Annotated in this window: 11 protein-coding genes; 1 reads left to right on the top strand and 10 read right to left on the bottom strand. The window is 65.4% G+C overall.

The annotated features are described in order from the left end of the window. Window positions 1-165: 165 nt before the first annotated feature. From ABNU97_RS09355 to ABNU97_RS09345, 3 genes are read right to left on the bottom strand one after another with little or no spacing between them, the layout of a single operon-like run. The gene (locus ABNU97_RS09355; protein WP_348766467.1) at window positions 166-1,536 is read right to left on the bottom strand and encodes a sigma 54-interacting transcriptional regulator; all 1,371 of its coding nucleotides are present in this window, start codon (window positions 1,534-1,536) and stop codon (window positions 166-168) included. Further along, entirely contained in the window at window positions 1,537-2,181 is a 645-nt protein-coding gene (locus ABNU97_RS09350) for a hypothetical protein (RefSeq protein WP_348766466.1), read from the bottom strand. It abuts the gene before it with no gap. Then, window positions 2,171-3,667, bottom strand: coding sequence for a HAMP domain-containing sensor histidine kinase (locus ABNU97_RS09345; protein ID WP_348766465.1), 1,497 nt, complete (start codon window positions 3,665-3,667; stop codon window positions 2,171-2,173). Before ABNU97_RS09345 ends, ABNU97_RS09350 begins: the two co-directional genes overlap by 11 nt. A gap of 95 nt (window positions 3,668-3,762) precedes the next feature. On the opposite strand from ABNU97_RS09345, the gene pmbA reads away from it, so the two are divergent. Continuing rightward, window positions 3,763-5,136: a metalloprotease PmbA gene (gene pmbA / locus ABNU97_RS09340; RefSeq protein ID WP_348766464.1), complete on the top strand. Its 1,374-nt coding sequence runs from the start codon at window positions 3,763-3,765 to the stop codon at window positions 5,134-5,136. A gap of 289 nt (window positions 5,137-5,425) precedes the next feature. Here pmbA and mgtE read toward each other — a convergent pair whose 3' ends face one another. The 7 genes from mgtE to ABNU97_RS09305 all read right to left on the bottom strand — a co-directional run bounded on the left by mgtE (window position 5,426) and on the right by ABNU97_RS09305 (window position 12,091). Further along, complete coding sequence (gene mgtE / locus ABNU97_RS09335; RefSeq protein WP_348766463.1) at window positions 5,426-6,790, bottom strand: magnesium transporter; 1,365 nt, start codon at window positions 6,788-6,790, stop codon at window positions 5,426-5,428. 336 nt (window positions 6,791-7,126) lie between these two features. Continuing rightward, a complete protein-coding gene (ptsP, locus tag ABNU97_RS09330) occupies window positions 7,127-8,866 on the bottom strand; it encodes a phosphoenolpyruvate--protein phosphotransferase (protein ID WP_348766462.1) in 1,740 nt (579 codons plus the stop codon). Between the two features lie 37 nt (window positions 8,867-8,903). Next, window positions 8,904-9,173, bottom strand: coding sequence for an HPr family phosphocarrier protein (locus ABNU97_RS09325; protein WP_348766461.1), 270 nt, complete (start codon window positions 9,171-9,173; stop codon window positions 8,904-8,906). A gap of 42 nt (window positions 9,174-9,215) precedes the next feature. Next, window positions 9,216-9,614, bottom strand: a complete 399-nt coding sequence (locus ABNU97_RS09320) for a PTS fructose transporter subunit IIA (RefSeq protein ID WP_348766460.1) — start codon at window positions 9,612-9,614, stop codon at window positions 9,216-9,218. Between the two features lie 24 nt (window positions 9,615-9,638). Further along, window positions 9,639-10,496 (bottom strand): RNase adapter RapZ, encoded by an 858-nt coding sequence (gene rapZ / locus ABNU97_RS09315; protein ID WP_348766459.1) that lies wholly within the window; start codon window positions 10,494-10,496, stop codon window positions 9,639-9,641. 118 nt (window positions 10,497-10,614) lie between these two features. Next, window positions 10,615-11,613: an HPr(Ser) kinase/phosphatase gene (gene hprK, locus ABNU97_RS09310; RefSeq protein ID WP_348766458.1), complete on the bottom strand. Its 999-nt coding sequence runs from the start codon at window positions 11,611-11,613 to the stop codon at window positions 10,615-10,617. A gap of 13 nt (window positions 11,614-11,626) precedes the next feature. Continuing rightward, window positions 11,627-12,091 carry a PTS sugar transporter subunit IIA gene (locus tag ABNU97_RS09305; protein ID WP_348766457.1) on the bottom strand — a complete coding sequence of 155 codons (465 nt, stop codon included), beginning with the start codon at window positions 12,089-12,091 and terminating at the stop codon, window positions 11,627-11,629. Between the last annotated feature and the right edge of the window lie 77 nt (window positions 12,092-12,168).

The following is a 12,168-nucleotide window of genomic DNA, read 5'->3' as shown; positions in this document are numbered from 1 at the left end:
CGCCTTGCCGCACCGTCTGTGAGGACTCGAACGCGACCCGCGAGAGGTTATGCAGAGCTTCCCTAGGGCGTGCCGTCATGGGATATGACGTCGTATTGCCCGCGCCGGGCGTGTCAGGCAAGGCGCGGATCGCCGATGCGCCGCCCTACCTTATGACGACACGCCCTAGTGCTCGCTCTGGCGCTTATAGTCGTTCGGGTCGATGGCATGGCGTCCGAGCAGCTTGTAGAACTCGGTGCGGTTGCGCTTGGCCAGGCGTGCGCTGCGTGCCACGTTGCCTTCGGTGATGCGTAGCAGCTGTACGAGATAGTCCCGTACGAAGGCATCGCGGGCGTCGGCAAGCGGTTGCAGGGCAGCGGCTGCGTCCGAGCGGCCGCCCTGGCCGGCCAGGGCCTTTTCCACGGCCTGGCTGGAAATGACGTGGCCGCGCGTCAGGGCGACGTTCTGCTCGACCACGTTGGAGAGCTGGCGGATGTTGCCCGGCCAGCGGTGGCGGCACAGCGCTTCCATCGCATCCGGTGAATAGACGCGCGCGCGCCGGCCCGAACGGCTGGCGATCATGTCCAGAAAATGGCGGGCCAGCGGGGCGACGTCTTCCGGGCGTTCGCGCAGGGCCGGCAGCGCCAGGGTGACCACTGCCAGGCGGTAGTACAGATCTTCGCGAAAGCTCTGTTGTTCGATGGCACGGCCGAGGTCACGATGGGTGGCCGAAATCACGCGCACGTTCACCGGCAATGATCTTGCGGCGCCGACCGGGCGCACTTCGCGTTCCTGGAGCACGCGTAGCAGCTTGACCTGTAGCGCTATCGGCATATCGCCGATCTCGTCGAGAAAGACCGTGCCGCCTTCCGCACTTCGGAACAGCCCCTGCTGGGCCTGTTTGGCGTCGGTGAAGGCGCCCTTTTCGTGGCCGAACAGCTCCGACTCGAGCAGCTGTTCCGGCATGGCCCCGCAGTTGATCGCCACGAAGGGGGCGCGTGCCCGCGGACTGGCGTCATGGAGTGCCTGCGCAAGCACCTCCTTGCCGGTGCCCGATTCGCCGGTGATGAGCACGCTGGTATCGCTCGCGGCGACCAGCTTGGCTTCGTCTAGGAGGCGGTTCATCAACGGCGAGCGGGTGACGATGCGCGATCGCCAGATCTGTTGCCAGTCTTCGCTGCCCACGCCGGTTTGCTCCAGCGCCTGGTCGACGCGTGCGAGCAGCACGTCCTTGTCGACGGGTTTGGACAGAAAATCCAGGGCGCCGCCCTGGGTGGCCGCCACGGCCTCGGGAATGGTGCCGTGGGCCGTCAACAGAATGACCGGCAGGTTGGGGTGGCTATGGCTCAGGCGTTCGAGCAGGGCCATGCCATCCATGTCGTCCATGCGCAGATCGGTGATTACGCAATCCGCGCCGTAATTATCCAGCGCGCGCAGGGCGGCAAGGCCGCTTTCGGCGGTTTCGACATGGTGGCCCGCGCCTTCCAGGCGCAGGGCAAGCAGTCGGCGCAGGCTGGGGTCGTCGTCGACCAGCAGTATCTTGCCTCCGCGTGCCATTTAAGGTGTGGAATCGCCGAGACGCGTTTCGATTTCCGCCAGTTCGCGCAATTTGCGGCGCGCGTCGTCGAGTTCGTGTTCCAGTTCCCGGATATGCGCGCGTTGCTGGGCACCCGGATCTTGCGATGCGCTCGGTAGCCGTGCGTCGGAGGACGCCGGCACGGAGGCGCTGGCGGCGATGCCGGATTCGCTGCCCGCGGCGTTGTGGGCACTTTGGTTGTACAGACGCGCCAGATCGTTGAGGTATTGAACGGCGGCCGCGCTCCAGTCGGCGTCGTCGGCGCTCAGCGCGCGCTGGGCATAGCGTGCGGCCTCGTCCGGCGTATAGCGGCGCTGACCGGGGGTGCCGAAGGCCACGGCGAGGTGCGCATAGCTATGCGCATCGGGCCGGGTATCGACCTCTTCCCGGGCGAGGCTGACCGCTCGGGCGCGCGCTTCGGGCGTGGCCTGGCGTAGTCGGGCCGCATAGTCGAGCAGATCCAGCACCGGGTCACGCTCGTGTGCCAGCGGCATGGCCGGTGAGGTTTCCACGCGATCAGCCAGTGCCGAGGCGGGCCGGTCGGTCGTGCAGCCGCTGATCGCCGCGGTCGCGGCGACAAGCGTCGTCATGATCCATAGCGGGCGCGTACGTACTTCAAACGGCATGGCGATCGGGGATTTCGACTTTGAACAGGGCGCCGCCGCCGGGCGCGTCGGTCACATCGATACGCCCGCCGTGGGCCTGCACGCATTCGCGTACCACCGACAGGCCGATGCCGGTGCCGCGCAGCGCGCCGCGTGCGTGGGTCTTGCTGTTTGCACCCTGGTAGAAGGCATCGAAGATGGCGCCACGCTCTTGCTCGGGCACGCCCGGGCCCTGATCGCTGATCACGATCGTTGTTGCCGCCACCATGCGTTCGGCGGCGAGCGTGACGGTGGACCCCGTGGGCGCGAACTTCACCGCGTTGGCGAGCAGATTGTCGACGATAAGCTGCATACGGTCCCGGTCGGCCGTGATTTCCATGGTTGCGCCCGGCGTGATCACCGTGAGCGTCTTGCCCTCGATCGTAAGCCGCTGGCGGGCCACGATTGCCTCGAAAAGCGCGTTCAGATCGAAGCGCTCGTACTCAAGTTTAGCGTGTTGTTGCTGCCAGGCGGCAAAGTCGAGCAGGTTGTCGATGAGTTTAGCCAGCTCGATGCTGTTCTGCTGCAGGATTTCGGCAACATCGGCCTGGGCCGCGTTGAGCTTGCCTACCGTGCCGTCGCGCAGCAGATCGGCGCCTTCACGGATGCTGGCCAGCGGCGTTTTCAGTTCGTGCGACATATGGCGGATGAACTGCTGCTTTTCGTTTTCCAGCGTTGCCAGCCGGCGGCGCATCCAGTCCAGCCGCGCGCCCAGCGCGTCGAGTTCGACGGTGGGCGCGAAGACCTTGATCTGCTGCGAGAAGTCGCCGTCGCCGAGGCGGGTGACGGCCCCGGAAATCTGACGCAGCGGGCGTGCGATCACCACGACGAAAAGCGCGGTGAGGGCGAGCGTGCCCGGAATCAGCGCGAACACGCACAGCAGCAGGAAAAAGCGGGCATCCGCGGCCGTGGCCTGCAGCCGGGCCAGTTCGCGGTCGATGAACACATTGCCTTGCTGGGTGATCAGGTCGGTCTCGCGCTGCATGTCGGTGAGTTCGTCGATCACGCCGCCCACGTCCGTGGGGCGGGCGCGCAGCCGTTCGGCCAGTGCGCGCGCCTGGCGGCGCAGCGTATCGAGGTTCCAGCCCGGCAACGTATCCAGTTCGAGCGCGCCGAGCGCATCGAGCATGTCATCGAATTCCTGGCTCTGGCGCTCGAAACGCTCGACCAGCTCGTCGCTTTGCAGTACGCCGTACTGGCGTGCGCTGCGCTCCATGCCCACCAGCAGTGAACCCAGGCGCTTGCTGTAACGGGTGACTTCGACGCCTTGCAGCACCAGGCGCTCGCTCTGGCCGGTGAGCCGATCCACATAGGCCACGCCGAAAAGCACCGCGACGATCAGCGGCAGGGCGACCAGCCCGAAGCTGCTGAGAAGCAGCCCGGTGATCGAGCGTGGACGAAAGATCAGCCGGCGGCGACCGTGGCCCTTGGGTGGCGGCTCGACGACAGCGGAAACGGGACGCGACATGCACACAGCATAGCGTGAACAACGTCGACGTTGCGTCGGCTGGTCCTGCGGGGCTACCGTCTGGCGCTTGTTCCTGCCTCCCGAGAGACCCCTGCATGACCGGCACTTTCGCAGTCGATACGCCATCCGTTGAAACCGAGACCGGCCTGCCGCAGCTGGCGTGGCTGGAAGCGCGCACGCGCGAGCTGCTCGCCGAGGCCCAGCGTCGGGGTGCCGACCAGGCCGAGGTGTCGCTGTCCGCCTCGCGGGCGCTTTCGGTGACCGCGCGTGCCCGCCAGCGCGAATCCGTGGAGCACGAAGGCGATCGCGGAGCGAGCCTCACCGTGTACTGCGGCCAGCGCAGTGGCAGCGCTTCGACGACCGACCTGACAGCCGACGGGCTGCGTGCCGCCCTCGACCAGGCGCTTACCATCGCGCGGTTCACCGAAGCCGACACATTTGCCGGGCTCGCCGATGCCGAACTCATGGCCGGCGAACAGCCCGACCTGTCGCTTTATCATCCCTGGTCGCTGGATGCCGAGCAGGCGTTGGAGATGGCGCTGCAACTCGAGGCCGCCGCGCTCGACTATGACGCACGCATTGCCCAGACCGAAGGGGCCACGGTCGCCAGCCGCGACGGCGTGAGCGTCTACGGCAACAGTCACGGCTTCGTCGGCGGCGAGCGCGCCAGCCGCCATGCGCTCAGCTGTCAGCCGCTGGCCCGTGCCGATGCCGGCATGCAGCGGGAAGTCGCCTTCTCCCAGGCCCGCCACGCCGACGAGCTGCAGGCGGTTGAGGCGGTCGGTCGTCTTGCGGCCGAGCGCGCGGTTGCGCGGCTCGGGGCGCGTACCCCGCCGACCACCACCGCATCGGTGTTGTTCACACCGCGTGTTGCCCGTGGGCTGTGGGGGCATCTGGTCGCTGCGATCAGCGGCGGCGCGCTCTATCGCAACGCCAGCTTTCTCAAGGACAAACTCGAGCAGTCGATCGCGGTCGAGGCACTGACCCTGAGCCAGCATCCGCACCGACCGCGCGGGCTGGCCAGTGCCGCCTTCGACGGCGACGGCGTGGCCACCGCCGAGCGCACCCTGGTCGACCAGGGCGTACTTCGTGGCTACGTGCTATCGGCTTATACCGCCCGACGCCTGGGCCTGACCTCGACCGGCAATGCCGGCGGTGTCTTCAACCTCGACGTGGCCCCCGGCACCGATGACTTCGACGCGCTCGTCGCCGGCATGGGGCGTGGTCTTGTGGTCACCGAGCTGATGGGTCAGGGCGTCAACCTGGTCAACGGCGACTATTCGCGTGGTGCGGCCGGGTTCTGGGTCGAGAACGGCAAGATCGCCTATCCGGTTGAAAACGCCACCATCGCCGGCAACCTGGACGAGATGTATCAGGGGATCGACGCCCTGGGCAGCGACGTGGATTTCGGTGCCGCCCTGCGTACGCCGTCGGTGCTGATTGGTTCGATGACGATCGCCGGGCAGTGACTTTGTCTCGCGTTCGTGTGATCGCCCGCAAACAAACGCGGACAGCTGCGAATAAGGCGGGCGCCGAGGTCGGTGCGGGCGCCAAGCCGTAAGCCAGACGGCGATCGCTGCGGTGGCCCGCCGAACCATCCAGGTCGAATCGGCCCCAGAGGCGCCTTCGTTGTTGGATTAGGCTTCGCTAATCCAACCTGTGCAATACGCGACGCGACGAATTACAGGCGGTTTGCACCGGGCAGGCAGGCGCCATTGCGACGCGCGTCGCAGGCTATCGGCTGACGGGTGGCTGGGGTCAGCGCAGCAGGAACAGCGTGCCCAGGCCGAGAAAGGCGCCAAAGCCGATCACGTCGGTGATGGTGGTCAGCACCACCGAGCCTGCCAGCGCCGGGTCGATGCCCATCTTCTTCATTGCCAGTGGAATCGCCACGCCGGCGATGGCGGCGCCGATCTGATTGATCACCAGCGCCACGGCGATAATCAGCCCAAGAGTCGGGTTGCCGAACCAGAGCTGGGCGACCACGCCGACCACGGCGCCCCATAACAAACCATTGATGACCGCCACCGCCAGTTCCTTGATCAGCAGGGTCTTGGCGTTGCCGAAGCCGATCTGGCCAAGCGAGAGGCCACGAATCATGAGGGTGAGCGTCTGCGAGCCGCCGATGCCGCCCATGCTGGCCACGATCGGCATGAGCACGGCAAGCGCAACCACCTGCGAAAGCGTGGCTTCGAACAGGCCGACCACCTGCGCTGCCAGAAACGCGGTGAGCAGGTTGGCGCCCAGCCAGGTCGCCCGCCGCCGTGCGCTGCGCGCGATCGGCGCGAATACGTCTTCTTCCTCGTCGAGGCCGGCCATGCTCATGATCGAGTGCTCGGCTTCGTCGCGAATCACGTCCACCACGTCGTCGATGGTGATTCGGCCGACCAGCTTTTCGTTTTCGTCGACCACCGGCGCCGAGATCAGGTCGAGGTCCTGAAAGCGCTTGGCCACCTGGGCGGCCGACATATCGACCGGCAGGGCTTCGATATCGGTGTTCATCACCTCGGATACGTCGCGTTCGGGGTCGAGCGTGAGCAGCTTGGCCAGCGTGAGCATGCCCAGATAGCGGCCATAGCGCGAAATCACGAACAGCGATTCGGTATCGTCGGGCAGGGTGCCGCGCTGCTGTAGATAGCGGCGTACGACGTCCAGCGACACGTCCGGGCGTACCGTGATGGTGTCGTTGTTCATCAGGCCGCCGGCCGAGTCCGACGGGTAGGACAGCACCGCTTCCAGGCGCTCGCGGTTGTCCAGGTCCATCGTGTGCAGAACTTCGCGGGTGACCTGCTCGGGCAGGTCCTCGATCAGGTCCGCGAGGTCGTCGATCGGCATGCCTTCGGTGGCTGCCAGCAGCACGTCGTCGTCGAGGGCGTCGATCAGCTCGGCGCGCACCTCGTCGTTGACGTGCAGCAGGGTTTCGCCGTGATCGTCTTCCGGCACCAAGCGCCAGACCAGCTCGCGCTTGGTGCGCGGGATCGATTCCAGCAGCAGACCGATTTCGGCCGGGGAGAGCGAATGCAGCATCGGCTTGAGCCGACGCATGCGCCCGGATTCCAGCGCCTCGTTTAGATGCGCGAGCCGCGATTCCATCTGATCTTCAGTGGTCTTGGCTTCGCTCATCGCAGCGCGTGTCCGAATCGGTGGGGGTGCTTAGAAAATAGCAGAAAAATACGGATTTTCCTGCGTTTTTTATGACAACCGGTCAGCTCCGGGTGTGTCTGGCCAAATCGAGCCGCCCGCGCGAGCAGCGATTGTCCCATATCGAGGGTAACAGTGATTCTTTACAAGCGGACGAACCGGCGCCGCATTCGGGGCTACGCAAAGCGCTGTGTAGGCTTGTGTTCGCCCGGTCGGGTACCGTGCCTGTGCGACCTGTGGTCTGGCTGGGCGGCAAAGCACCTGTCGCAGCGATGGCTCGGGCCGCCGCGCAGAGTGGGGGGCGTGCGGCCGGGTGGCTCAGCCCACCAGCTGTTGACTGAGCGTTTCCAGCGCTTCGCGATACATCTGTGCGTCGGTGAAGGCGAGTATTTCGCGCGTGCGCGTCTTGAGCGCGTCAACATCGGCATTCATGATCGCCCGCTTGACTTCGAGCACGCTGGCCGGGTGCATCGAGAATTCGGTGAGTCCGAGCCCGAGTAGCAGGGCGGTATAACGTTTGTCCGAGGCCATCTCGCCGCACATCGATACGCTGATACCGGCCGCGGCCCCCGCTTCGATGGTCATGCGGATCAGCTGCAGCACCGCGGGGTGCAGCGGGTCGTAGAGGTAGTTGATCTCGTCGTCGATACGATCCATGGCCAGCGTGTACTGAATGAGATCGTTGGTCCCCAGCGAAAAGAAATCGCAGTACTGGGCCAGCAGCGGCGCGGCGAGGGCCGCGGCCGGCACCTCGATCATTGCGCCCACCTGCAGCTGGGCATCGAAGTCCAGGCCGTCGCGCCTGAGCTCGTTCTTGAGCTCGTCGATGAGATGGTGGGTCTGACGCATCTCCTGAATATTCGACACCATGGGCAGCATGATGCGCAGATCGCCTTCGGCCGAGGCGCGCAACAGCGCTCGCAGCTGGGTACGAAACAGTTCGGTTTCTTTCAGGCACAGGCGGATGGCACGCAGCCCCAGCGCCGGATTGCTCGAGGTCTTGCCGGCATTGCGGCCGACCGTTTTGTCCGCGCCCAGATCGAGGGTGCGAATGGTGACCGGGCCGTCCACCGAGCGCAGCACGCGCCGGTAGGCGGCCAGCTGCTCCTCTTCACCGGGGGTTTCGTCGCGGTTCATGTAGAGGAATTCGGTGCGGTAAAGGCCGACGCCTTCGGCGCCCACTTCAGCGGCATCGGCGCTGTCGTCGGGCAGCTCCACATTGGCGAGCATGCGCACGCGCACGCCGTCGGTGGATACCGCCGGCTCGTCGCGCAGCATGCCGAGCATGCGCCGATAGCGCGCATCGCGTTTCTGCCGATGGCGATAGAACTCGAGCGCGGCTTCATCCGGGCCGGCGAGCACGTGTCCCGCCTCGCCATCGACGACCACTGTTTCGTCGTCGACCAGCAGGCGCCGGGCATTGTGCATGCCCACAATGGCCGGAATACGCAGGCTGCGGGCCAGAATCGCGGAATGCGACAGCGGCCCGCCGTGTTCGGTAACGAAAGCCGCCACGCCCTGCTGATGCAGCAGGATGATATCGGCCGGCGTGAGCTCGTCGGCCACGATGACCGGCGGCGGCGCATCCGGGGCTTCCCGCGTTTCGATGGTGCGTTCCTGCTTGAGCAGAATGCGCTGGATGCGCGCGGTCACATGGGCGACATCGTCGCGCCGGGTGCGCAGATAGCTGTCGTCCATCTGGTCGAACACCGCGGTGAGGTGTTCGGCCTGCATCTTGAGCGCGGCCTCGGCGTTGCAATGGTGTTCGCGGATCAGCGCACAGACCGTATCGGTGAGTGCGCTGTCCTGCATCATCAGCAGGTGCGTTTCGATAAAGGCGCCGATTTCGGACGGGGCGTTGGCCGGAATCTGTTCGCGAATATCGGCGAGCTGGTCGCGAGCGTCCTCGAGCGCGCTTTGAAAACGCGTGATCTCGGCTTCGACGTGGTCCGGCGAGATCGAATATTCGGGGATGTCGAGATCGGTGCCGTGCACGCGATGCACCGCGCCGATGGCTACGCCCCGCGATACCCCGATGGCCGCCAGCCACAGGCTCATGTCATGGCCCGGTTATGTGTACGCCGCTCGATCACGACTACTGGCCTTCGCCGAAGCGATCGCGCACCAGTTCGTCGAGCGCATCCAGCGCGGCTTCGGCATCGTCGCCCTCGGCGGTGACTTCGATACGCGAGCCGCGCGCTGCGGCGAGCATCATCACGCCCATGATCGACTTGCCCGAAACCTCGCGGCCGTCCTTGGCTACCCGGATGTCGGCGTTGTACTGGGAAGCGACGGTCACGAACTTGCTGGCGGCACGCGCATGCAGGCCGAGCTTGTTGACGATGGCGAGTTCACGGGTGGGCATAACGAGGGTCGTCGTGTCGATTGAAAACGAATGGGTGAAGGATCAGCGCTCGGATTGAGACGGGCAGGCCATAACGCCGGCACGCCCGGCCTCGATGGCCGAGGCGGCCAGGTCGTCGAGCGCAAGCTGGGGGTAATTGTAAACGCGCACCAGCATGGACAGGTTGATGCCGGCGACCACGCGCGCGCCGTACTGGGCCGCGGCCCGGGTGGCGATGTTGCTCGGCGTGGAGCCAAAGGCGTCGGTGATGATCAGCACGCCGTCGCCTTCGTCCAGCCGCGCGAGCGCGGCATGGGCGGCGTCGCTGCGTTCATCGGGGTCGTCGTGGCGATGGACCTCGAGAACTTCGGTCGGACGCGACAGCTCGCCAATCATGCCGGTGACGGTGTCCACGAAATGCGCGCCGAGACGGCCGTGGGTGATCAGCAATACACCGATCACGGGCGCGTCTCGGCTACGAAAAAGCTAGTGCAGTTCATTGTGTCTTACCAGCGTCTGGGCATAGGTTTCACGCAGGCGGCGGGCCAGCTGTTCAACGATATAGACCGAGCGATGCTTGCCGCCGGTGCAGCCGACCGCAATCGTGACATAGGCGCGGTTTTCGCGCGCGAAATCGGGCAGCCAGCGACTCACGAAGCCGTGGATATCGTCGAGCATCGCCCCGGTTTGCGGCTGTGCTTCCAGATGCGCGGCCACCGGTGCGTCCTGACCGGTGAGCGCGCGTAGCTCGGGCACCCAGTGCGGATTAGGCAGGCAGCGCACGTCGAAGACGAAATCCACCGCCTGCGGCAGCCCGTACTTGAAGCCGAACGACTGCAGCAGAATCGACATCTCGCCGCTTGCGCCGCCCTCGACCCGGTTGCGGATGATGTCGCGCAGCTGGTGGATATTGGTATGGCTGGTATCGATCGAGACATCCGCGCTGTCGGCGATAGGGGCCAGCAGCTTGCGGTCGGCATGCACCGCGTCGATCAGCGAGGTCTGGTCGTCGGTAAGAGGGTGTTTGCGCCGGGTTTCCGAATAGCGGCGCAGGATGGTGTCGGTATCCGCATGCAGATAGATGACCTCGATCTCGATGCCGCCCTCGCGCAACGACTGGATACGATCGCGAAAGCCGGCGATTTCGCCACGCCGCGAACGCGAATCGATGCCCACTGCGAGGCGGTCGAAATCCAGCCCCTCGCTGTTGAGCGTATCCGCCGACACGCCGCTGAGCAGGCCCAGCGGCAGGTTATCGATACAGTAGTAGCCCAGGTCCTCGAGCATGTGCAGCGCGACCGACTTCCCGGACCCCGCCAGACCGCTCACCACGATCAGTCGCATGACTCACCTTCAGGATTGAATACGCTTGCTAAGCCGTTGTGCCGTATTGTGGCCAACATCGCGGCCGGCTGCGAGCCTACGGTGGGTTTGCGACGCTTTGGTGACCCGGGCGGGTGGGTCACGGCTCGTAAGACGTCGCGCTGGCGGCCATGGCCAGGCTCTGACGGGTGGCGAACTGTTCGTCGCTGTACTGGCCCTGCATACGCAGCAGGTGGTCGCGACAGGCGGCCTCAACCAGCACGGACAGGTTGTGACCCACAGCAACGGGCAGGGTGATTTCGGGGATGTCGACATCCAGGATCCGGCGCTGCGTACGCGTGCCGGTGAGTCGATCCGGCGCGTCCAGGGTTCCAGACTCCGGGCGCACCAGGCGAATGATCAGGCCCAGCTGCTTGCGGCGCTTGATCGCGGCTTCGCCGAACATGGCGCGAATATTGAGAATGCCCAGGCCCCGCACTTCCAGAAAATCCTGCAATACCGGCGGGCAGCCGCCGTTGAGATCGTCCGGGCCCAGCAAGGCGAATTCCGGCGCATCGTCGGCCACCAGGCGATGGCCGCGATTGATCAGCTCGAGCGCCAGCTCGCTCTTGCCCACGCCCGGCTCCCCGGTCAACAGCAGGCCGATCGAAAGCACTTCGAGAAACACGCCGTGCACGGTGACCTGGCGGGCCAGGGCCTCACCCAGGAAATGACGCAGACGATAGGCCGCACGATGGCCGCTGGCGGCGGTTTCGAATACGGCAATGCCGGCCTCGGAGAAGGCGTCGCGCAGGGCCGCTATGAGCGTGCGTCCGTCGGCCACCACAACCAGTTTGGTGGCGCCCGACGTCACGCGTTCGAGCACGTGGGCGAGCTGGGCTTCGTCGATGCTGTCGAGGTAGGCGGTCTCGGGCTCGCCGATGACCTGAACCTGGGGCGGGTGGATGAAGTTGAGATAGCCGACCATCGGTACGCGACGGCCGTCGATACGGGTGGCGCCCAGCGTTTGCTGTCCGCCGATCTCCTCCGGCCAGTGCAGGCCGAGAGAAGACTTAAGGCGCGCGAACACGGTGTCTACCGCGACCCGTCGGGTCGCAAGCGATTCGTCGTCGAACAGATCGTCGCCGGGTCGTGCCACCGCTAAGGTCGGTTCATGCGTCGCTGGTGTCGCGGGCGATGAGCGTCTTGTAGACCTTTTCATCGTCGCTGGCATCGCGCAGCTCGGCCAGCGTCTGGTTTTCGGAGAACAGCTCCGCGAGGCGGCGCAGCAGCTTGAGATGTTCTTCGGTGGATTTCTCCGGCACCAGCAGACCGAACACCAGATCCACCGGCTGTTCGTCGTTGGATTCGAAATTGACCGGCTGGGGCAGGCGCATGAAGGCGCCAATGCAGTCATCGATCCCTTTCATGCGCGCATGCGGAATCGCGACGCCGTCGCCAATACCGGTACTGCCGAGCTTTTCTCGGGAAATCAGGCCGTTGAAGATTTCGCTGGCGGTGAGGTAGGGGGTTCCTTGGGTCAGGAATTCGGCCAATTGCTCGAGCGCGCGCTTTTTACTCTGTACGTCGTCGGCAAGACGTACGCGCTCGGGAGCGACGATATCGGCGATGTTCATAAACTTCCTTTAAGCGATACAAAATGCGTGCGGTGGTCCGGCCATTGGCTCGCGGCCGCTGGCCGGACCCGGCTCAC

It is taken from the genome of uncultured Salinisphaera sp. (genome assembly GCF_964012375.1).
Taxonomy (GTDB): Bacteria; Pseudomonadota; Gammaproteobacteria; order Nevskiales; family Salinisphaeraceae; genus Salinisphaera.
Note: the sequence above shows the minus strand (reverse complement) of the source record. Positions and strands in the feature narration are given on the sequence as shown.

Coding starts and splice junctions, on each gene's coding strand:
- ABNU97_RS09350 (WP_348766466.1), bottom strand. CDS start 2,181: ATGCCGTTTGAAGTACGTACGCGCCCGCTATGGATCATGACGACGCTT.
- ABNU97_RS09345 (WP_348766465.1), bottom strand. CDS start 3,667: ATGTCGCGTCCCGTTTCCGCTGTCGTCGAGCCGCCACCCAAGGGCCAC.
- ABNU97_RS09325 (WP_348766461.1), bottom strand. CDS start 9,173: ATGCCCACCCGTGAACTCGCCATCGTCAACAAGCTCGGCCTGCATGCG.
- ABNU97_RS09355 (WP_348766467.1), bottom strand. CDS start 1,536: ATGGCACGCGGAGGCAAGATACTGCTGGTCGACGACGACCCCAGCCTG.
- ABNU97_RS09305 (WP_348766457.1), bottom strand. CDS start 12,091: ATGAACATCGCCGATATCGTCGCTCCCGAGCGCGTACGTCTTGCCGAC.
- pmbA (WP_348766464.1), top strand. CDS start 3,763: ATGACCGGCACTTTCGCAGTCGATACGCCATCCGTTGAAACCGAGACC.
- ptsP (WP_348766462.1), bottom strand. CDS start 8,866: ATGAGCCTGTGGCTGGCGGCCATCGGGGTATCGCGGGGCGTAGCCATC.
- rapZ (WP_348766459.1), bottom strand. CDS start 10,496: ATGCGACTGATCGTGGTGAGCGGTCTGGCGGGGTCCGGGAAGTCGGTC.
- mgtE (WP_348766463.1), bottom strand. CDS start 6,790: ATGAGCGAAGCCAAGACCACTGAAGATCAGATGGAATCGCGGCTCGCG.